The 19436-nt window shown below is 67.2% G+C and carries 19 protein-coding genes; 9 read left to right on the plus strand and 10 right to left on the minus strand.

Annotated features, from left to right (window positions below; translation table 11 throughout):
* Positions 1-35 precede the first annotated feature (35 nt).
* Complete coding sequence (locus tag AC5QAB_RS06015) at positions 36-1013, minus strand: zinc-binding dehydrogenase (protein WP_075077108.1); 978 nt, start codon at positions 1011-1013, stop codon at positions 36-38.
* Between the two features lie 433 nt (positions 1014-1446).
* Here AC5QAB_RS06015 and AC5QAB_RS06020 point away from each other — a divergent pair, with 433 nt between their 5' ends.
* The 4 genes from AC5QAB_RS06020 (at position 1447) to AC5QAB_RS06035 (ending at position 5741) form a co-directional block, all read left to right on the plus strand.
* On the plus strand, positions 1447-3810 hold the full coding sequence (locus tag AC5QAB_RS06020; RefSeq protein ID WP_032962532.1) for a ribonucleoside-diphosphate reductase subunit alpha: 2364 nt from the start codon (positions 1447-1449) through the stop codon (positions 3808-3810).
* A gap of 99 nt (positions 3811-3909) precedes the next feature.
* On the plus strand, positions 3910-4950 hold the full coding sequence (locus tag AC5QAB_RS06025; RefSeq protein WP_008267116.1) for a ribonucleotide-diphosphate reductase subunit beta: 1041 nt from the start codon (positions 3910-3912) through the stop codon (positions 4948-4950).
* Positions 4951-4963: 13 nt separating this feature from the next.
* Positions 4964-5443, plus strand: a complete 480-nt coding sequence (locus tag AC5QAB_RS06030) for a flavodoxin (RefSeq protein ID WP_197562032.1) — start codon at positions 4964-4966, stop codon at positions 5441-5443.
* A complete protein-coding gene (locus tag AC5QAB_RS06035; protein ID WP_005409967.1) occupies positions 5415-5741 on the plus strand; it encodes a thioredoxin family protein in 327 nt (108 codons plus the stop codon). Before AC5QAB_RS06030 ends, AC5QAB_RS06035 begins: the two co-directional genes overlap by 29 nt.
* Before the next feature lie 63 nt (positions 5742-5804).
* On the opposite strand, the gene AC5QAB_RS06040 is transcribed toward AC5QAB_RS06035, so the two are convergent.
* Entirely contained in the window at positions 5805-7136 is a 1332-nt protein-coding gene (locus tag AC5QAB_RS06040) for an Nramp family divalent metal transporter (protein ID WP_197562030.1), read from the minus strand.
* A 117-nt stretch (positions 7137-7253) separates the two neighbouring features.
* Between AC5QAB_RS06040 and mntR the strand changes: the two genes are divergently transcribed.
* A complete protein-coding gene (mntR, locus tag AC5QAB_RS06045) occupies positions 7254-7724 on the plus strand; it encodes a manganese-binding transcriptional regulator MntR (protein ID WP_014647435.1) in 471 nt (156 codons plus the stop codon).
* A 114-nt stretch (positions 7725-7838) separates the two neighbouring features.
* Here the strand turns inward: mntR and AC5QAB_RS06050 are convergent, their stop codons facing one another.
* The 3 genes from AC5QAB_RS06050 to fabR form a co-directional block, all read right to left on the minus strand.
* A complete protein-coding gene (locus tag AC5QAB_RS06050) occupies positions 7839-8387 on the minus strand; it encodes a thioredoxin-like domain-containing protein (protein WP_041863553.1) in 549 nt (182 codons plus the stop codon).
* Positions 8377-10536: a TonB-dependent receptor plug domain-containing protein gene (locus tag AC5QAB_RS06055; protein WP_495233220.1), complete on the minus strand. Its 2160-nt coding sequence runs from the start codon at positions 10534-10536 to the stop codon at positions 8377-8379. Before AC5QAB_RS06055 ends, AC5QAB_RS06050 begins: the two co-directional genes overlap by 11 nt.
* A gap of 268 nt (positions 10537-10804) precedes the next feature.
* The gene (gene fabR / locus AC5QAB_RS06060) at positions 10805-11461 is read right to left on the minus strand and encodes an HTH-type transcriptional repressor FabR (RefSeq protein ID WP_495233221.1); all 657 of its coding nucleotides are present in this window, start codon (positions 11459-11461) and stop codon (positions 10805-10807) included.
* Between the two features lie 92 nt (positions 11462-11553).
* On the opposite strand from fabR, the gene AC5QAB_RS06065 reads away from it, so the two are divergent.
* A complete protein-coding gene (locus AC5QAB_RS06065) occupies positions 11554-12624 on the plus strand; it encodes a ferredoxin reductase (protein ID WP_053494485.1) in 1071 nt (356 codons plus the stop codon).
* A gap of 11 nt (positions 12625-12635) precedes the next feature.
* Positions 12636-13784 (plus strand): fatty acid desaturase family protein, encoded by a 1149-nt coding sequence (locus tag AC5QAB_RS06070; protein ID WP_005413710.1) that lies wholly within the window; start codon positions 12636-12638, stop codon positions 13782-13784.
* A 5-nt stretch (positions 13785-13789) separates the two neighbouring features.
* Here the strand turns inward: AC5QAB_RS06070 and AC5QAB_RS06075 are convergent, their stop codons facing one another.
* From AC5QAB_RS06075 to AC5QAB_RS06095, 5 genes are all read right to left on the minus strand, one after another.
* Positions 13790-14125: a tetratricopeptide repeat protein gene (locus AC5QAB_RS06075; RefSeq protein WP_014647429.1), complete on the minus strand. Its 336-nt coding sequence runs from the start codon at positions 14123-14125 to the stop codon at positions 13790-13792.
* The gene (locus tag AC5QAB_RS06080; RefSeq protein ID WP_032962524.1) at positions 14122-14700 is read right to left on the minus strand and encodes a flavin reductase family protein; all 579 of its coding nucleotides are present in this window, start codon (positions 14698-14700) and stop codon (positions 14122-14124) included. Before AC5QAB_RS06080 ends, AC5QAB_RS06075 begins: the two co-directional genes overlap by 4 nt.
* A complete protein-coding gene (locus AC5QAB_RS06085) occupies positions 14697-15326 on the minus strand; it encodes a superoxide dismutase (protein ID WP_049407456.1) in 630 nt (209 codons plus the stop codon). The genes AC5QAB_RS06080 and AC5QAB_RS06085 overlap by 4 nt, the downstream gene beginning before the upstream one ends.
* 579 nt (positions 15327-15905) lie before the next feature.
* Positions 15906-17426 carry a thioredoxin family protein gene (locus tag AC5QAB_RS06090; RefSeq protein WP_495233329.1) on the minus strand — a complete coding sequence of 507 codons (1521 nt, stop codon included), beginning with the start codon at positions 17424-17426 and terminating at the stop codon, positions 15906-15908.
* A 97-nt stretch (positions 17427-17523) separates the two neighbouring features.
* Entirely contained in the window at positions 17524-17973 is a 450-nt protein-coding gene (locus tag AC5QAB_RS06095; protein WP_197561960.1) for a GNAT family N-acetyltransferase, read from the minus strand.
* A gap of 66 nt (positions 17974-18039) precedes the next feature.
* On the opposite strand from AC5QAB_RS06095, the gene AC5QAB_RS06100 reads away from it, so the two are divergent.
* Positions 18040-18975 (plus strand): TIGR03571 family LLM class oxidoreductase, encoded by a 936-nt coding sequence (locus AC5QAB_RS06100; protein ID WP_197561959.1) that lies wholly within the window; start codon positions 18040-18042, stop codon positions 18973-18975.
* 130 nt (positions 18976-19105) lie between these two features.
* Entirely contained in the window at positions 19106-19417 is a 312-nt protein-coding gene (locus AC5QAB_RS06105; protein WP_100450209.1) for a DUF3817 domain-containing protein, read from the plus strand.
* The last annotated feature ends 19 nt before the right edge of the window (positions 19418-19436 follow it).

Genomic DNA, 19436 nt, shown 5'->3' on the forward strand with positions numbered 1-19436 from the left:
CAGCGGAAAGGGATCTGACCCCGGTTGTCCTACCCTCAAGGCCGCAGCAGCACCTTGCCATTGCGGCCAGAACCGGCGCCCGCCTTTGCCGCCTGGGCGATGTCGTCCAGTGCGAAGATCTTCTCCACCGGCAGGGTCAGTTCGCCGCTGGCCGCACGCTTCAGCAGCTCGCCGACCAGCCGGCGCTTGTCCTCCACCGCCATCGCCTGGCTGACTTTGCTGCCCCAGAAGCCCTTCACCGTGGCCTCCTTGTAGATCAGGCCACCGGCGGGAATGCGCATCGGCTCGCCGCTCATCACCCCGAACGACACCAGGGTGCCGTGGTGGCCAAGCAGGTCGACCAGGTCACCGCTGGCGTCGCCGCCGATGGAATCCACCGCGGCCGCGGCCTGTGCTTCGCCAGTCGCTTCACGCACGCGATCCTTCCAACCCTCCACCGAGGTGTCGAACACATGATCGATACCCAGCGCCTGCAACTGCGCGACGGCATCGGCATTGCGCACCAGGTTGGCCACATGCACGCCACGCGCCCGCGCCAGCATCGCCAGCGACTTGCCCACCGCGCCATTGGCGGTGTTCTGCACGATCCACTGGCCTGCTTCGACGTGCAGGAATTCCAGCAGCATCAGCGCGCTCAGCGGCATGGCGATCAGCTGCGCGGCCATTTCGTCGGGGATCGCCTCGGGCATCGGAATCACCATGCGTGCCGGTGCAATGAACGCTTCGGCCCAGGTGCCATGCACCGAGGCGGCGGCCACCCGCTGGCCGATCTGCAGGCCGTCGACGCCTTCGCCGAGTGCATCGACCACGCCCAATGCTTCACTGCCACCGATCGCCGGCAGTGTCGGCTTGTAGCCGTAGAGGCCGCGCACGGTCAGCAGGTCGTGATTGTGGATCGAGGCCAGCACGGTGCGGATGCGCACCTCGCCGGGGCCGGGCTCGGGGAGGGTGGCATCGGCAATGGCGAGGACGTCGGCCGGGTTGCCGAAGGAAGGGTACTGGGCAGCGCGCATGGGCGGTGTTCCGCGGAAAGTTGATGTTGTACCGAACTGGGGACGCAGGCGCTGTCGACAAGGCGCCGCAGGTGCAACACGGCATCCTGCGACTGATCGTCGCGGCATGTCGTGATTGCCGCATCTTGTGTTGACGGTTCCGATTATCCCCACTATGTTGTGGTCGTCACTCCCGGTCAGCCGCCGCCGCCGGACACGCAGCAAACGTCCCGCGGCCCGCCCCTGAAGGCTTGCCGTGTCGACGCGGCCGCCATCGTGCGGACCCAGATCGCCCCCACGGCCCGGATACCGGCCGCAGGCGCAGGCTGTTGCCGACGATCTGGTGTTCCCGCGCTTTGGCATCCCACCCCGACCGCCCCGTGCGCCGGTATCGCGTGCAGGGCCGCCATGGCATCGACCGCCAACGCGCGTGCGAGCCTGGAGCTTCACCACCATGACCGACAGTACCTTCCGCGTGGCCGATCTGGCCGGCGCTGGCGACGCCTTGCGCGCCGGTGGCGAGCGCGTGCCGACCTGGATCACCAAGGAGGCCGGCAACCGCCGCCTGCCATTCGACGCCGAGCGCCTGCAGCGCAGCATCGATGCGGTGCACGCCGAGTTCCCGCAGCTGGATGTGAGCGACTACCGCCGCGTGGTGCAGGCAATGGTCGAGCGCAAGCCCAGCATCAGCGCCGATGACCTTGTCGATCTGCTGATCCGCGAGGCCGAATCGCGCGTGGACCTGGTCGCGCCGGAGTGGGAGCAGTTTGCCGCGCGCATCTACCTGCGCCGCCTGTACAAGCGTGCCAGCCGCAACCGCTTCTACGATGTCGGCCTGAAGTACGGCTCCTACGTGGGCCTGCAGGAAAGCCTGGCTGACCGCGGCATCTACAGCAACGACATCCTGCGCTGCTACTCGAAGGAAGAACTGCAGCAGGCCGGCGGTATGATCGACCCGGAACGCGACCGCCTGTTCGCCTACAACGGCCTGTACCTGCTGGCCACGCGCTATCTGGCCAGCGACCGCAGCCGCGAGGTCTATGAGCTGCCGCAGGAGCGTTGGCTGACCATCGCGCTGTACCTCATGCAGGAAGAAAAGCCGCGCGAGCGGCGCATGCAGCTGGTCGGCGAGGCGTACTGGGCGCTGTCCAACCTGTACATGACGGTGGCCACGCCGACCCTGGCCAACGCCGGCAAGGTCGGGGGGCAACTGTCCAGCTGCTTCATCGACACGGTGGACGACAGCCTGCAGGGCATCTATGACTCCAATACCGACATCGCCCGCGTGTCCAAGCACGGCGGCGGCGTGGGCGCCTATCTGGGCTATGTGCGCAGCAGCGGCGCGCCGATACGGGGCGTGCCCAATTCCTCCGGCGGCGTGGTGCCGTGGATCAAGCAGCTCAACAACACCGCAGTGTCGGTCGACCAGCTTGGCCAGCGCAAGGGCGCGGTGGCGGTGTACCTGGACATCTGGCACCGCGACATCGAAGCCTTCATGGACCTGCGCCTCAACAACGGCGACCAGCGCCTGCGCGCGCATGATGTGTTCACCTCGGTGTGCGTGCCGGACCTGTTCATGGAAGCAGTCGAACGCCGTGCCGACTGGTACCTGTTCGACCCGCACGAGGTGAAGCAGGCCAAGGGCTGGTACCTGCAGGACTTCTACGACGAGAAGCGCGGCGCGGGCAGCTTCCGCGACCGCTACGCCGAACTGGTGGCCGACGAGCGCATCAGCCGGCGCACGGTGAAGGCGATCGATCTGTTCAAGCGCATCATGCTCAGCCAGCTGGAGACGGGCAACCCGTTCCTGTTCTACCGCGACGAGGTCAACCGCCGTAACCCGAACAAGCACGCCGGCATGATCTATTCCAGCAACCTGTGCACCGAGATCCTGCAGAACATGAGCCCGACGCGGATGATCCAGGAGATCGTCAGCGGCGACCAGATCGTCACCACACGCCGCGCCGGCGACTTCGTGGTCTGCAACCTGTCTTCGATCAACCTCGGCCGCGCGATCCATGCGCCGGATGACCTGCTGGCCACCGATGTGCTGGAGCGCCTGATCCCGATCCAGGTGCGCATGCTGGACAACGTGATCGACCTCAACGCACTGCCGGTGCCGCAGGCCACGATCACCAACCGCAAGTACCGCGCCATCGGACTGGGCACGTTCGGTTGGCACCACCTGCTGGCGCAGCAGGCGATCCAGTGGGATTCACCGGATGCCGAACAACTGGCCGACCGCCTGTATGAGCGCATCAATTTCCTGACCATCCAGGCCAGCGCGCAACTGGCGAAGGAAAAGGGCAGCTATCCGATGTTCACCGGCAGCGATTGGCACAACGGGCGTTACTTCCGTGATCGCGACTACACTGGCGCCGCATGGGACAGCCTGGCGCGCGAGGTCGCCACGCACGGCCTGCGCAACGGCTGGCTGCTGGCGGTGGCGCCGAACATGAGCACCGCGCAGATTGCCGGTTCCACCGCATCGATCGACCCGATCTACAGCGCGTTCTACTACGAGGAAAAAAAGGACTTCCGGCGGCCGGTGGCAGCGCCGGGGTTGTCGCTGGAAACCTGGCCGTACTACGAGAAGGGGGCGTACAAGGTCGACCAGTTCGCCAGCGTGCGCCAGAACGCGCGTCGCCAGCGCCATGTTGATCAGTCGATCAGCTTCAACCTGTACGTGCCCAGCACGATCCGCGCCAGCACCCTGCTGGAGCTGCACCTGAGCGCCTGGCGCGAGGGCCTGAAGACCACCTACTACGTGCGCTCCAACGACATCGACATCAGCGAATGCGAATGGTGCTCCAGCTGATCAATGGTAGTGCCGGCCGCTGGCCGGCAACCCCGCGATCTTCGGTAGTGCCGGCCGCTGGCCGGCAACACGATAGAAAGAGAACGAAGGCAGAAAACCATGGCAACCCCCCTCGACCGCATCAAGATCCTCGAACCGCGCCATCCCAACCGCAGCACCGGCATCATCAACGGCCGCACCAGCGGGATACTGAACTGGAATGACATCCCGTACCCGTCGTTCTATCGGGCCTACAAGGAGCTGTCGACCAACTTCTGGATCCCCGACGAGGTCGACATGAAGGCCGATGCGCGCCAGTACGGCGAGCTGTCCGGGCGCGAAAAGAACGCCTACGACTCGATCATCGGCCTGCTGGCCACGCTCGACTCACCGCAGACGCGCTTCATCTACAACGTGGCCGAGTACATCACCGACCCGGCCGCGCATGCCAATGCCGCGATCATCGGCCAGCAGGAAGTGATCCACAACGAGAGTTACAGCTATGTGCTGGCCTCGATCACCGACCTGCCGAACCAGAACCGCGTATTTGAACTGGCGCGCACCCATCCGACCATCATCAAGCGCAACGCGCCGATCATGGGCGCGTATGACGACTTCATGCGCGAGAAGACCGCCGAGACCCTGTTGAAGTCGCTGATCCAGTCCTCGATCCTGGAGGGCATCAACTTCTATTCCGGATTTGCGTACTTCTACAACATGGTGCGGCAGAACCGCATGACCGGCACCGGCAAGATCATCAGTTTCATCAACCGCGATGAACTGGCCCATACCAAGTTCATCAGCGAGCTGATCCGCGCCATCATCGGCGAGAACCCGGAGCTGCAGACCAACGAGCTGACCGCCTATGTGCACCAGGCGTTCGAGCACGCCATCGAACTGGAAACCCAGTGGTCGTCGGAAGTACTGGACGGCATCGACGGCATCGATGTGGAGGAAATGACGCGCTACGTGAAGTACCGCGCCAACAAGATGGCCGGCATGCTCGGCATCGAGCGCCTGTACAGCGACACCACCGACAACGTGATGCCGTGGATCAAGGCCTACGCTGACAACTTCACCGAGACCAAGACCGACTTCTTCGAGATGCGCAATGCAAGTTACAAGAAGACCAACGTCGACAACGGCTTCGACGACCTCTGAGTCCGGCACGGCGCTGAGCATCCTGCTGGTGGTGGCCTCACTGAGCGGCAACACCCGCGAGCTTGGCCGGCAGATTGCCGAGCGTTGCCGCGCTGCAGGCCATGCCGTGCACTGGCAGGAGGCCGACGACCTGCAGCAGGCGCCGTCCCTGGCGGCCGACGAGGCCGACCTGGTGCTGCTGGGCTGCTGGACCGACAACGCCGGCCGCACGCCTTCGGAGATGAAGGCATGGGTGGCTGGCATCGCCGAGCGCGGCGAGCGGCCGCGGCAGCTGGCGGTGTTCGGTACCGGCGAGACACAGTGGGGGCAGGAGTACTACTGCGGTGCTGTGCACCGGCTGATCCGCCACTTCCACAGCGACTATCCGCCGCTGGAGATCGAACAGATGCCGCATGGCGAGCGCCATGCCGCGGCCATCGAGGCTTGGACCGATGCGGTCCTGGCCCATTACTGGAGCAACAGCGATGCAGATCATCGACGCCACCACGCCTGAGCAGTTCCAGCAGCTGCTGGCCGAACACCCGCGCGTACTGGTGGACTTCCACAAGGACCAGTGCCCGGGGTGCCGGATGCTGGAGATGTCGCTGCACCGGGTGGCCAACAGCGTCGCGGGGCAGGGCACCACGCTGCTGCGCGTGCAGCTGGAGGTGCTGGGCGAGGCGTTCTTCAGGGAACTGGGGCTGCGGCAGACGCCGACGCTCTCGCTGTTCCGTGACGGGGACGAACGTACCCGCCTGGCAGGGTTCCAGTCGCCGCAGCAGATCGAGGCCGCGATTGCGTTGCATCTGTAGCATGGAGATGGCGGGGTCGGAACCCCTTGCCTGCGGCAGGGAGTCCGACCCCAGGGATGCGGTTTACGCCCCGGCGAAGGTGTCCACCAGCAGCTTCACGTTCAACACCACGATGACCAGCGCGATCACCCAGGCGATCGCGCCCAGCCAGCGCGGTGCGACCAGCGCGCCCATCGTCACCTTGTCGGTCACGATCCGTACCAGCGGGATGATCGCGAACGGCAACTGCATCGACAGCACCACCTGGCTCAGCACCAGCAGCTTCACCGCGCCCTGGTCGCCGAACAGCAGGATCACCACCACCACCGGGATGATGGCCAGCGCACGCGTGATCAGCCGACGCAGCCACGGCGGCATTCGCAGGTGCAGGAAGCCTTCCATCACGATCTGGCCGGCCAGCGTGGCGGTCACCGTCGAATTCAGGCCCGAGGCCAGCAGGGCCACCGCGAACAACGTCGCCGCCGCGCCCACACCCAGCATCGGTGCCAGCAGCTGGTGCGCCTGCTCGATGTCTTCCACATCAAATCGGCCATTGGCATGGAACACCGCCGCCGCCAGGATCAGGATGCTGGCGTTGATGAACAGCGCCAGGGTCAGCGCGAGGGTGCTGTCGGTCACCGCCCAGCGCAGCGCGCTGCGGCGGCCTTCATCGGTACGTGGGTAGGCGCGGGTCTGCACGATGGACGAATGCAGGTACAGGTTGTGCGGCATCACGGTGGCACCAATGATGCCGATCGCGATGTACAGCGCGTGCGGATCGGTCACCACCTGCGCGCGCGGAATGAAGCCGCCGAGCACCGCCATCACCGGCGGCGCCGCCATCGCGATCTGGACCACGAAGCAGGCGAAGATCACCATCAGCAGCGCGATCACGAACGCTTCCAGCGCACGGAAGCCGCGGTTCATCAGCAGCAGCACCAGCAGCGTGTCCAGCGCGGTGATCACCGCACCCCACAGCAGTGGCAGATCGAACAGCAGTTTCAGTGCGATGGCGGTGCCGATCACCTCGGCCAGGTCGCAGGCGATGATCGCCGCCTCGCACAGCGCCCACAACGCCAGGTTCACCGGCTTGGGGTAACGCGCGCGGCAGGCCTGCGCCAGGTCCATGCCGGTGGCGATGCCGAGCCGCGCCGACAGCGCCTGCAGGATCACCGCCATCAGGTTGGAGATGAGGATGACCGACAGCAGCAGGTAGCCGAAGCGCGAGCCGCCGGCGAGGTCAGTGGCCCAGTTGCCAGGGTCCATGTAGCCGACCGAGATCATGTAGCCCGGGCCGAGGAAGGCCAGCAGGCGGAACCACCAATGGCCCCTGTCGGGCACCGCGACCGAGGCGTTGAGCGCACCCAGGCTGGCCGGAGTGGAGGCCGAAGGGTCGCTGGGCGCCAAGGTATTCATGGGTCCAAATATAGCTCCTGCTATAGTCATTAGCAATGTGAAACAATCGTCTTTATCGTGTGACTGGTCCAGAATTCAGGTTCAACACCGGATTGCACCGGAAGGACAGGCGCAGGCGTGGGCAAGACCGACGATTCGACATCGCTGAAAAGCACCCCCTTGATCGAGGCCGAGCGCCAGGTCGAGAGCTTCCGGCAAGTGCGCGAGGCGCACCGGATGGAACTGGTGGAGGACTATGTCGAGCTGATTTCGGACCTGCTGGCCGACGGCGGCGAGGCCCGCCAGGTCGACATTGCCACCCGACTGGGCGTGGCCCAGCCCACCGTGGCGAAGATGCTGCGGCGCCTGGCCCGTGATGGCTGGGTGGTACAGCGGCCGTACCGTGGCGTGTTCCTGACCCCGGAAGGCGAAGCGCTGGCCCACGCCAGCCGCCAGCGCCACCAGACCGTGGAGCGTTTCCTGCTGGCGCTGGGCGTGGACGCGGATACCGCGCGGCGCGATGCCGAGGGCATCGAGCACCATGTGAGCGAGCAGACGCTGGCCTTGTTCGAAGCCTTCGTGCGCAAGGCCGAGGGCGAGGCGCCGTAACGGTAGCGCCGGGCCATGGCCTCCGGCCGTTCGCGCGATCCCGGTTTTTGTAGAGCCGAGCCATGCTCGGCTGCCGTTCGCACGGTGATCGAATGCGTCGAGCGTGGCTCGACTCTACAGATCGGGCGGGCAGCGCGCCTGCTGCTGCGCACACGCCCGTTTCATCCATTCCTTCAACACCGGCTGCAGGCCTTCATAGCGCCGGCCTTGCCAGCCGTTGGCCAGCACCGTGCCGTCGGCATCGATCAGTACCAGGTTCGGCGGTGCCAGCCCGGCCAATGCCTGCAGCGCCGGCATGCGCGCGGCGCGGCGCGGGTCCAGCACCGGCCACGGCATGTCCTGCGCGTGCATGTAGCGGCGCAGCGCGCTCTCGCTCTCATCCAGGCTGACGTACACCACTTCGGTATCGGCGCCGGCCTCGCGCAATGCGTCGCGCACGCTGCGCAGCGTGGGGACGAACGCATGGCACGGTGCGCACCAGTCGGCACCGAAGTACAGCGCGACCAGCTTCGGCGGCGGCGACCACTGCATCGGCCGCAGCGAGCGCTGCTCCGGCCGCATCAACGAGGCCGAGACCTGCGCGTGCAGGTCCGCAGCCACCGTCGGTGCGGCCGGCAGCACGGCACAGGCCAGCACCAACGCTCGCAGCGCTTCAGAACGCATAGCGCAGGTTGACATACCACGAGCGCGCGAAGCGCGGCCCGTAGACATAGTCGCCGTCACGCAGTGCGCCCACTTCCAGATCCTTCTGGCGCTGATCGAACACGTTCTTGACGCCCGCGGCCACCGACACTTCCTGCTGCGCCTGTGCGCCCAGGTGACGGTGCCAACGCGCCCCGAGATCGGTGACCAGGAACGAACGCGTGCGGTGCAGTTCGCCCAACCGGTTGTTCAGCACCGACATCGGCCCGGTATGGCGCAGCGCGACGAAGGTCTCCCACGGTTCGGCCGGCATCCAGCTGAGCTGGGCCAGGCCGGTCCAGCGCGGAGTCTTCAGGTAGTCGCGGCTTTCGATCACGGTGTCGCCACCGTCGCCGCTGTCGTCGAAGATGCGCTGCGGCTCGCGGAAGCGCGAGCGGTACCACGAGGCGCCGGCGGTCAGGCGCCACTGCGGCGACGGCTGCCAGCCGAGGTTGGTTTCCGCACCCAGCACGTCCGAGCCGGAGGCGTTGTAACGCAGCTGGCTCAGCTGGCCGTCATCGCCGCGCTGGATCTCGCCCAGCGCGAAGGTATCGCGGATGCGTGCATAGGAGGCGGTAGCATCCCAGCTCCACACCGGATTGGCCGGGTCCGAGCGCCAGTCGAAGCCGAACAGGGTGGTCAACGCGCGCTCTTCCTTCAGGCCATCGGTATTGCGCACGCGTACCTGTTCGCCACCGAGCGTATCGACGTGCACATCCTCAACGAAGATCTCCGGAGCACGGAAGCCGGTGGCAATGCCCGCCCGCCATTTCAGGTTTGGCGTGGCCTGCCAGGCCAGCGCGATGCGCGGCGAGAACACCGCGCTGTCCAGTTCCGAGCTCTTGTCCACGCGTGCACCCAGCACCAGGTCGACGTTGTCGCGCAGGCTCCATTCGTCCTGGATGAACGCGCCCAGGTTGTGGAAGGTCGCATCCTCCAGCACCGCAAGACGCTGCCCGTCACCGGTGCGGTTGTCGTCGCACAGCGCCTCGTGCTTGTACTGCACGCCGAAGGCCAGCGCATGCGCGCCCAGCCGCCAGTTCAACTGGCTGTCGATGTAGTGCAGCGGGTTGTGGGTGCGGCCGTACTGGCGCCACGAACGCGAGGCCGCGCTGCCGGCCACGTTGCGGTCCAGCTGCGACGGGTCATAGCCGGGTGCGGACGGATCGGTGACTACGTCGCCGAGACCGCCGTAGAAGCTGTCGCGGTCGATGTCGGCGAAGGCGTAGGCCAGGCGGAAATCGACGTCGGCAGTGATCTCCTGGTCCCACGACACACTGCCGCGCCGGTATTTCGTATCCAGCGATTCGGCGATGTTGGCCAGGTATTCGGGCTGGTCCAGGCGGTTGCCGCCGCGGCGGGTTTCATCGGTCACCTGCAGGTCCAGGCGCAGCCGCGTGCCCGGCGTGGGCGCGTACCAGGCCTGCAGCCCGCCGACCTTGAGGTTCTTTCGGGTGATCTCGGTGTAGCCGTCACCGTTGTAGTCGATGCCGTTGTTCCAGTTGCGCTGGGCAATCATTGACAGGCCGGCGTCTGCGTCCCTGGCCACCAGGTCCAGCCGCAGGTCGGCGTTCTTCTGCGGCGTACCTTCCAGGACATCCACGCCGGCCTGCACATGACCACCACTGCGCGCCGGCAGCGGCGGAATCAGGTTGATCACACCGGCAACCGCACCCGGGCCGTACAGCGCCGAGCCACCGCCCTTGACCACTTCGATGCGGTCGACGAACCCGGCCGGGATCTGTTCCAGGCCGTACACGCTGCCCAGCGTGGACAACAGCGGGATGCCATCGAACAGCAGCTGGTTGTAGGCACCGGGCAGGCCCAGCAGCTGCACTTCGCTGGTGTTGCAGTTCTGGCAGTTGCTCTCCACGCGCAGGCCGTTGATCAGCTCGGCGGCGCGCGAGAAGTCGGTGGCCGCGCGCAGCGCGATGTCTTCCTTGCGCAGCACCTCGGTGCGGATCGGCACGTCCGACAGCAGGCGTTCGCTGCGCGTGGCGGTGCTCACCTTGACCTGCACACGGTCCAGTTCGGTCGGTTTCGGAGTGGCGGCCAGTGCGGGCAGCGGCAGGGTCAGGGCAATGGCGGCGGCCAGGGGCAGCCGATGGAAGAGGGGCGTGGCAACGGGCATGAGGGCGTCGTCCTTGGGGAAAGAAAGGCGGCGAGGGCGACCTGGCTGACGCATATGAAAGCAGTGGCTTATCAATATAGCAAGTGCTATATAAGGAAGCCGCAGTCATTCCGAGCGGAACACCGACGGAGCCAGATCATGGCCGTGTTATAACATTACATTTGGCAGCCGCAACCCTGCCTGTGGTCATGCACGGAGGTTGGTGTTGCTGTGTGGTTGGGGTCAGAGCCCTTTCCCTTGGAAAGGGATCCGACCCCGGGGGCGATCGTCAGCCGCGGCGGAACGCGGCGGGCGTGCGGGCGCCGACGATGATCATGCGGATCATCGTGGAGATCTCTTCGATCAGCTCCGGGTCCTTCTCCGGCGGCAGGTCCATGGCGGTGGCACCCATCGCGAACACCAGCCGGGTGATGGCCTTGGCCACCAGTTCCGGGGCATGCAGCACGGCGCCGTCCAGCGCGGCCAGACGCACCAGGTCGTGCTGCAGCTCTTCCTCGAAATGGTGCAGCTCACGTTCGACCGCGTGCTTGAAGTCGTCCGAACCCACCGCGCCTTCGCGCAGCAGTACGTGCAGCAGCTTGTCGTCGGCGCGCAGCTGTTCCATGAAGGTCTCCACCGAAACCCGCACCACGCTGGTGGCGGTGGAGGTGGCGCGCTGGCGGGCCTCGCCGATGATGGTCCGCAGCGAGCGGCCGGCGGCGTCGATCAGCGCCACGGCCAGTTCGTCCATGTCGCGGAACTGCCGGTAGAAGCTGTTCGGCGCGATGCCGGCCTCACGTGCCACTTCGCGCAGGCTGAGCGTGGACAGGCTGCGGTGCGGCCCGATCAGTTTCAGGGCGGCGGCCAGCAGGTCCTCGCGGCTCACCGTACGGCGGGCCGGGCTGTTGGCATCTTCAGGCGTCGACAAGGCGGGGGCGGCGGCCATGGGGGTTCCGGTGGGGCGAGGCTGAATCATACCCAATCCGGTTCAATATACACATGTATACACAGGTGTATGTGCGCCCGTATAGTTCGCCCATGAGCGCTGTCGTCCGTCCGTCCCTGTTCTCTCCGTACCGCTGGGTCTCGCCGTCGCTGTTCGATTTCTGGGCAGGCCAGCTCAATCCCCTGTGGACCCTGCGCGAGCCGGTGGCCCGCCTGGTCCGGCGAGAGCCGGCCGGCGAGGGCGCGGCGACCCTGGTCCTGCGCACCAACCGGCACTGGGCCGGCATGCGCGCCGGCCAGCACGTCACCCTGGGCGTGGAGATTGAAGGGCGCCTGTGGCAGCGCAGCTACAGCCCCACCGCACTGGGTCGGCGCGAGCTGGCGATCACCGTCAAGGCGATCGACGGCGGCCTCGTCAGCCAGCACCTGGTCAACCGCGCGCAGCCGGGCGAACTGTTCCGCCTCGATGCCGCCTTCGGCGAGTTCCACATGCCGGCTGCGGCGCCGGTGTTGCTGCTGGCTGCCGGCAGTGGCATCACGCCGATGCGCAGCCTGTTGCGCGACGCCTGCCAGCGCCCGCTGGCAGCGCCGGTGGACCTGTTCTACTGGGAACGCAGCGCCGCCCACCTGCAGTTCCGTGATGAGCTGCAGGCGTTGGCCGCCAGCCAGCCGAACCTGCGTGTGCATCTGCTGACCACCCGCGAAGGGGATGTGCCCGCCGCACGGATCGATGCCCACGACCTGCAGGTGGCGGGCGATGACACCCCGTTGGCGCAGCGCCATGTGCTGGCCTGCGGCCCGGACGGCTTCGTTGCCGCCGCCCGCGAACGCCTGGCGCACCAGGTCGCCGGTTTCCAGGCGGAAGCGTTCACTCCTCCCGCACCGCTGCGTGACGCCAGCAGTGAAGGGGAGGTCGTGCTGACGCTGGCGCGCAGTGGCCGCCAGCTGAGCGTGCCGCGTGGCAGCTCGCTGCTGGAAAGCCTGGAAGCCCATGGCATCAAGCCCAGGCATGGCTGCCGCATGGGCATCTGCAACACCTGCAGCTGTGACCGCGTCAGTGGCGCCACCCGCCACCTGCGCACCGGCGACCTGCAGTCCGAATCGGCGCAGCCGGTACGGATCTGCGTGAGCGCACCGACCACCGACCTGACCCTGGATCTCTGAGGACGCCTGCCATGACCCGCGCTACCGACCGTGCCCTGAGTACTGCCGAGATGCATGCCTTCGGCGAGGAACTCGACGCGATCCGCGACCGCGTGATCGGCAGCCTCGGCGCCTCCGATACCCGCTACATCCGCCGCGTGGCCGCCGCCGTGCGCTGGTTTGGCGTGGGGGGCCGTGGCCTGCTGTTTCTGGCGGCGTTCTCGCCACTGTTCTGGATGCCGCTGCTGTGGCCGGCCGCGATCACCGGCACGCTGCTGCTGGCGCTGTCGAAGATCCTGGAGAACATGGAGCTGGGCCACAACGTCATGCACGGCCAGTTCGACTGGACCGGCGACCCCAAGCTCAACGGCAATACCTATGAGTGGGATATCGTTGCCACTGCCGACAACTGGCGCAAGACCCACAATTTCCGCCACCACACCTATACCAACGTGCGTGGCATGGACGATGACATCGGCTATGGCCTGCTGCGCATCTTCCCGGAGCAGCGCTGGAAGCCGTTCTACCTGCTGCAGCCGATCATCGCGCCGATCTTCGCGCTGCTGTTCCAGTGGGGCGTGGCCGCGCAGGACCTGCGCCTGGGCCGCTGGCTGAAGGGCCGCATCAGCGGCCGTGCGATGTGGATGCAGACCCGCCCGGTGGCGCGGAAAATGGCCCGCCAGGTGCTGAAGGACTACGTGTTCTTCCCGCTGCTGGCCGGCCCGTTCTTCCTCACCGTGATGCTGGGCAACATGGTGGCCAACGGACTGCGCAACATCTGGACCTACGTGATCATCTTCTGCGGCCACTTCACCGCCGAATCGGAAACCTTCCCGAAGGAATGCCTGCGCAATGAATCGCGCGGCCACTGGTACCTGCGCCAGCTGCGCGGTTCATCCAACATCAGCGGCGGCTTCCTGATCAACGTGCTGTCGGGCAATCTCAGCCACCAGATCGAGCATCACTTCTATCCGGACCTGCCGGCCAACCGCTATGCGGCCATTGCCAAGGAAGTGAAGGACATCTGCCGTCGCTACGGCCAGCACTACAACAACGGCTCGCTGCCGCGCCAGTTCGGCCAGGTGGTCTGGCGCATCCTGCGCCACGCGTTCCCGAGCAAGCCGCGCCGCCTGCCGATGTCGGACATCATGTCCGCACCGGCATCGGCCAACGCGGGCTGATCAACTCAGCCCGCTTTCGCCGGCTCCGCCTGCTCGCGGTCCAGGCGGCGCAGGAACACCTGCATTTCCTTGCGTGCCTGCTGGTCGCCCTTGCTGCCGGCCACGCTCAATCCGCGCTGCCAGGCTTCGCGCGCCGCCTGCGGCTGGCCACTGGCCAGCCAGGCCTTGCCCAGCAGCTTCCACGCCGCCGAGTACTGCGGATCAAGCACCACGCAACGGCCCAGATGGGTGGCCGCGCGCACCGGGTTGCCGGCATCCAGCCAGCCCTTGCCCAGGCCGAAGCGCAGCAGCGCGCCATCCTTGCCGGCGGCGAGCATGCATTCCAGAGCTTCGATGTTCATCCGCGCACCTCCACCAGCAGTTCGGCCGGGCCGGGCTGGAAGCGGCCGCGATGGAACAGCAGCGGCGCGCCGCCGTTCTCGTGCACGTCGATGATGCGGCCGGCCAGCAGCAGGTGATCGCCCACCGGCCACTGTGCGTGGCGGGTACAGGTGAGATGGGCCACGGCACCGGCGATGCGGGGTGGGGCGTCCTCGTCGTCATCCAGCAATGCCAGGCCGTCGAAGCGATTGCGGACCTGCGGATCGGCGAAGCGCCGGGCCAGCGCTTCCTGGTCGGCCGCCAGCACGCTGATTGCAAAGCGGGTGGCGCGCTGGAAGGTGGACAGGCTCTGCGCGTGCAACGCCAGGTTCCACAGCACCAGCGGTGGCTGCAGCGAGACCGGTACGAACGAGTTGATGGTCAGGCCGACCGGCTTGCCCTGTGCATCGCGCGCGCAGACGATGGCCACGCCGGTCGGGAAATGGCCGAGCAGCCGCCGCAGGGCGCGCGGCGGCATCTCGACCGACGGCACCGGCGCCGGTGCGGGGAAGACCCCCGCCCACGGCCCGGCGTACGGCACTGTCTCGCCGCTCATGAGGCCCGGGCCTGGCGGTAGCGCCGGCCGACCTCGGCCCAGTTGATGATGTTGAAGAACGCACCGATGTAGTCCGGGCGACGGTTCTGGTAGTGCAGGTAGTAGGCGTGTTCCCAGACGTCCAGCGCGAGGATCGGGGTATTGCCGGACAGGCCGACGGTTGCACCCATCAGCGGGCTGTCCTGGTTGGCGCTGCTTTCGACCTGCAGGCGGCCGTCGCGGTCACTGGTCAGCCAGGCCCAGCCGCTGCCGAAACGGGTCTGCGCGGCCTTGCTGAAGGCGTCCTTGAAGGCATCGAAGCTGCCCAGGTCACGGTCGATGGCGGTGGCCAGTTCCTCATCGGGTGCACCACCGTCGGTGCTGAGCACGGTCCAGAACAGGCTGTGATTGGCGTGGCCACCGCCGTTGTTGCGGACCGCGCCACGCTGCGCCTCGGGCACGGCACCGAGGTTGGCGATCAGCGCCTCGACCGGCTGCTCGGCGATGCCGGCCTGCTCGATGGCGGCATTGAGGTTGTTGACGTAGGCCTGGTGGTGCTTGCTGTGATGGATTTCCATCGTGCGCGCATCGAAGTGCGGCTCAAGGGCGTCGTAGGCGTAGGGGAGCGGGGGAAGCGAGTACGACATCGAAGCAATCTCCGTGGGGAAGGCCAGGGGCTGGCCGTGGGGAGATTGTTATCGCACCTCAACATTGGTTGAGGTCAAGGGGCGGGATTGAAATGCGTGCGCGTTCGTCGCCTTGATTCTTCCTGGCAGGCAGGGGCTGATGGGTCAGCGCAGGACACGCCGTGAACCCATCCATGGGGGCTCGATGGCGCCATCCGTGGCGCCAACGGTCCTGCGCTGACCCATCAGCCCCTGCAGGACAGCTCCCTGCGCTGGCGCGGAGACGGAGTCAAAGGCAGGAGCAGGAGCGGCATGGTAGTGCCGGCCGCTGGCCGGCAATCAGCGAAGGTCGGGTTGCCGGCCAGCGGCCGGCACTACCAGAACCCGCTTTTCGAACCTCACCGGCGCGCTGTTGCGCTGCCCGCGCTCGCAGGAAACCGTCGGGTGGCGGGGGAAGGGCTGGCCGGGACCGTTGGCGCCATGGATGGCGCCATCGAGCCCCCAAGGATGGGTTTACGGCGTGTCCCGGCCAGCCCCTTCCCCCGTCACAGCCGATATCAACAAAAGCGCCGGCAGGCGAACCAGCCGCCAGCGCCTTCATCAACTCAACCAATCCTTGCACGCACCATCAACCTGTTCCTCGCACGCCTGCTGCATCCGCTGCTGCAGCCGCGCCAGTGTTTCGGCGCCCTGGTGCTTGCCGCTCCACGTCTTCAACTGCCCGGCCAGGCGCTCGAAACGCTGGCGGGTACGCTGGTGGTAGCCCGACGGCTGCGCTTCCAGTTCGGCGATCAGCGAGGCGGTGGCCTGCTCGATGCGTGGTGCATCGTCCGGCGCCAGCTTCAACAGGCCCTCCACGTACAGCACGCCCCACTGCACGCGGGTGGCCGGGCCCTGCGCACCATCGTAGGCGCGCTTCAGCCACTCCAGCGCACCGGCGGTGTCGCCGCGCTGCTCGGCCAGTTCGGCCAGCTCGGGCATGTAGTAGTACGGCTGTTCGCTGCGTTTCAGCTCGGCCAGCAACAGCGCCTCGGCGCCCGCGTCGTCGCCGACCTGGCGCAGTGCGTAGACCGCGCTGCTGATCGTCGCCTGGCGTGCATGCGCATCGGTGGCGGCGGCATCGGCAGCGGCCACGCGCTGCTTGACCCGCTCAACCAGGGCCGCGGGCAGTGCGCCGTTGGGCTGCTGCTGACGTGCCAACGACACTTCGGTCAGCGCACGCGACAACGCGTCGTCGGCGCGATCACCGCGCTCGGCATCTGCGCGCTCCAGTGCGACCAGCAGCTGCTGTCCCAGCGTGTTGCTGGTGGCCGGCCCCGCACTGGCCTGCTTGACCAGCGTCGCGCCCGCGTAGCCCAGCAGTTCGCGGTTACGACGGACTTCGGCAGGTTGCGCCAGCACTGCCTGCAGCAGCTCACGCACCTCGGTGGGCGAGCTGGCGGGCGTGTCGGCGGTGGCCAGGGCCAGCAGGGCGAAGCGGCGTTGCAGCGCCGCGTCGGGTGCGGCCTTGGACAGCTGGCGCAGCACATCCTGGCTCCTGCGCTCGCCGGCCAGGCGGTTGGCGTCGACTTCCCAGCCGTAGTCGCCCAGTACCTGCCAGTCTTCGGCGGCCAGCCTGTCCGGCGTGGCCAGTGCCGTCGCCAGGGTGGCGGCGATGGCGCTGCGGCGCCCGGCCGCGACGGTCAGGGCACGGGTCAGTTCGGCCGCGTCGTTGCCGCCGGCCACGCGGGTGAGCTCATTGCGTTGGGGGTCCAGCACGATCAGGGTCGGATAGCCGCGCACCCCGAAGCGTTCGCCCCAGGCCTGTGCCCCTTCCTCGTCGCCATCCAGGTAGACCGGCACGAACTTGCCGGTCAACGCGATGAACGCCGGGTCCTTGAACAGGCCGGCCTTGAGCTGGTTGCACGGCGGGCACCAGACCGCGCCCCAGTACAGCAGCACCGGCTTTCCGCTGTCGGCGGCCTCGGCGAAGGCATCGTCCACATCGCCCTGGCGCCAGGCGATGGCGGACGCCGGCGCGGGCGCCTCGGCGGAGCTGGCGGTGGACACCGGGGCCGGGGTGCAGGCGCTCAGCGCCGAAGCCAGCAGCAACACGGAAAGCGCGACGCGCATCGGCGGCATCTCGAAGGGGGGACAGTCCATTGTAGGAATGGCCGGGGAGTGTGCTGATTCAGTTTGCTTATATCGGCCGTGCAGCGGGGCATGACACCCGCTGCCCTCAGGCGGCTGTCCGCACCATCTGCTGGTACACCAGCCCGTTGAACTCGCCGACGTCACCGTCCAGCGCAAAGCCATAGCGCAGGTAGGTCGGGACTGCATTGAGCGAGGCGCGCACGGTCAGCACCGGCTCGCGCACCTGTGGAAGCACCGCCTCGAACAAAGCATGGCCAATGCCCTGGCGCTGGCAGGCGGGATCGACGAACAGCATCGCCAGGTGGCGGCCTTCCTTCAGCTCTACCACGCCGACGATGCGGCCATCCTGCTCGGCCACCAGGATGTGGTTGTCACCCTGCAGGCGTGCAGCGAACGCATCGGCGGCGGCGACACCGCCGAACGTAGCAATGCCGGCCGCGCTGAGCGAAGGCGCGACCGCGGCAGTGAACGCGGCCAGGCACACCGCGCTGATCGCAGGCAGGTCATCGACGTGGGCAGGGCGGATCGTCGGCATGCAGTGTTCTTCCGGTAGTGGGCGGCGCGTCATCGTTGCCGCAGGCCTGCACGCTAAGCTGGCGGCATGAGTGATTTCAATCCTGCTTACGCTGCCTTGTTTCCGCAACAGGGCCTGAGCCTGGGCCTGATGACGCCCGTTGCGGCGCATGGGCTGGCCGATCCGGGCGCGGCGCGGCGCATTGCGCGGCTGGCCGACGATCTTGGTTTCGCCGCGTTGTGGGCGCGCGATGTACCGCTGATGGTGCCGCAGGGTCCGGACGCGACGGCGAGCGCGCTGGACGACCCCTTCCTGTGGCTGGGCATGCTGGCCGCCGCGACCACGCGCATCGTGGTCGGTACCGCCGCCATCGTGTTGCCGTTGCGCCAGCCGTTGCAGGTGGCGAAGTCGGCCTTGAGCCTGGACCGGATCAGTGCAGGGCGGTTCGTGCTGGGCCTGGGTTCGGGTGACCGCCCGGAAGAATTCGCCGCCTTCGGCGAGGATCTGGAGGGCAGGGCGACGACCTTCCGTGAGCGCTGGACGTTGCTGCGCGCGGCGTTGTCACCGGAGGCCGATGCGCGGACCGCCGTACTGCAGGCCACGGGTGGCTTCGACGTGCTGCCGGCGCCGGCAACCCGCATCCCGATGCTGGTGGTGGGTACCGCGCGGCAGAGCCTGCAGTGGATCGCGCGCGAGGCCGAAGGCTGGGCCACCTATCATCGTGAGGAGGCCGCGCAGGAGGGGCGCATCGGCCTGTGGCAGCAGGCGCTGGTGCAGCGTGGTGGCCCGGGCAAGCCGTTCGTGCAGTCGATGCTGCTGGATCTGCAGGCAGATCCGCAGGCGCCAGCCGAGCCGCTGCCGCTGGGCCTGAAGGTCGGCCGCGATGGCCTGCGTGACTATCTGCTGCGCGTGCATGGGCAGGGCGTGGCGCACGTGATGTTCAATCTGGTCGACAACGGGCGGCCGATGGACGCGGTGTTGCGTGAGATCGGGGAGCACGTTCTGCCATACACGCTCCGGTAGGTATCCACCTGGGTGGACGCGCTTCATCGTTGCCAACCCTGCGCTCGCCTGTGTGCTGGAAGTTCGCATCTGCGTATCATTCGCATTTGATACCCCGCTGCCGGAGCCCCGTGTGACCCAACGTTCCCCCATGCACCCGAGCGGACGCCTGTTCGCCGCGGTCGCTTTCATCGAGGCCGTGACCTGGGCCGGCCTGCTCATCGGCATGTGGATGAAGTACGGCCCCATGGCCAACGTGGCGCTGGTGAAGCTGTTCGGACCCCTGCACGGCGTGGCGTTCCTGCTCTATGTGGCGGTGACGCTGTTCGCGGCGCTGCGCCTGCGCTGGCCGTGGTGGGCCAGTGCGCTGGCGCTACTGGCAGCCATCCCGCCGCTGGTGACGCTGCCACTGGAATGGTGGTTCAAGCGCCGTGGCCTGTTGGGCCTGCGCGGGGTGCGCTGAAGTCGCTGTTGCGTGCCCG

This window comes from Stenotrophomonas sp. YJH_SMC_127, from assembly GCF_059372445.1.

Excerpts from the sequence above, each read along its gene's own strand:
- AC5QAB_RS06015 (WP_075077108.1), bottom strand. The coding sequence starts at position 1,013 with ATGCGCGCTGCCCAGTACCCTTCCTTCGGCAACCCGGCCGACGTCCTC.
- AC5QAB_RS06020 (WP_032962532.1), top strand. The coding sequence starts at position 1,447 with ATGACCGACAGTACCTTCCGCGTGGCCGATCTGGCCGGCGCTGGCGAC.
- AC5QAB_RS06025 (WP_008267116.1), top strand. The coding sequence starts at position 3,910 with ATGGCAACCCCCCTCGACCGCATCAAGATCCTCGAACCGCGCCATCCC.
- AC5QAB_RS06035 (WP_005409967.1), top strand. The coding sequence starts at position 5,415 with ATGCAGATCATCGACGCCACCACGCCTGAGCAGTTCCAGCAGCTGCTG.
- AC5QAB_RS06040 (WP_197562030.1), bottom strand. The coding sequence starts at position 7,136 with ATGAATACCTTGGCGCCCAGCGACCCTTCGGCCTCCACTCCGGCCAGC.
- AC5QAB_RS06050 (WP_041863553.1), bottom strand. The coding sequence starts at position 8,387 with ATGCGTTCTGAAGCGCTGCGAGCGTTGGTGCTGGCCTGTGCCGTGCTG.
- AC5QAB_RS06055 (WP_495233220.1), bottom strand. The coding sequence starts at position 10,536 with ATGCCCGTTGCCACGCCCCTCTTCCATCGGCTGCCCCTGGCCGCCGCC.
- fabR (WP_495233221.1), bottom strand. The coding sequence starts at position 11,461 with ATGGCCGCCGCCCCCGCCTTGTCGACGCCTGAAGATGCCAACAGCCCG.
- AC5QAB_RS06065 (WP_053494485.1), top strand. The coding sequence starts at position 11,554 with ATGAGCGCTGTCGTCCGTCCGTCCCTGTTCTCTCCGTACCGCTGGGTC.
- AC5QAB_RS06070 (WP_005413710.1), top strand. The coding sequence starts at position 12,636 with ATGACCCGCGCTACCGACCGTGCCCTGAGTACTGCCGAGATGCATGCC.
- AC5QAB_RS06075 (WP_014647429.1), bottom strand. The coding sequence starts at position 14,125 with ATGAACATCGAAGCTCTGGAATGCATGCTCGCCGCCGGCAAGGATGGC.
- AC5QAB_RS06080 (WP_032962524.1), bottom strand. The coding sequence starts at position 14,700 with ATGAGCGGCGAGACAGTGCCGTACGCCGGGCCGTGGGCGGGGGTCTTC.
- AC5QAB_RS06085 (WP_049407456.1), bottom strand. The coding sequence starts at position 15,326 with ATGTCGTACTCGCTTCCCCCGCTCCCCTACGCCTACGACGCCCTTGAG.
- AC5QAB_RS06090 (WP_495233329.1), bottom strand. The coding sequence starts at position 17,426 with ATGCCGCCGATGCGCGTCGCGCTTTCCGTGTTGCTGCTGGCTTCGGCG.
- AC5QAB_RS06095 (WP_197561960.1), bottom strand. The coding sequence starts at position 17,973 with ATGCCGACGATCCGCCCTGCCCACGTCGATGACCTGCCTGCGATCAGC.
- AC5QAB_RS06100 (WP_197561959.1), top strand. The coding sequence starts at position 18,040 with ATGAGTGATTTCAATCCTGCTTACGCTGCCTTGTTTCCGCAACAGGGC.
- AC5QAB_RS06105 (WP_100450209.1), top strand. The coding sequence starts at position 19,106 with ATGCACCCGAGCGGACGCCTGTTCGCCGCGGTCGCTTTCATCGAGGCC.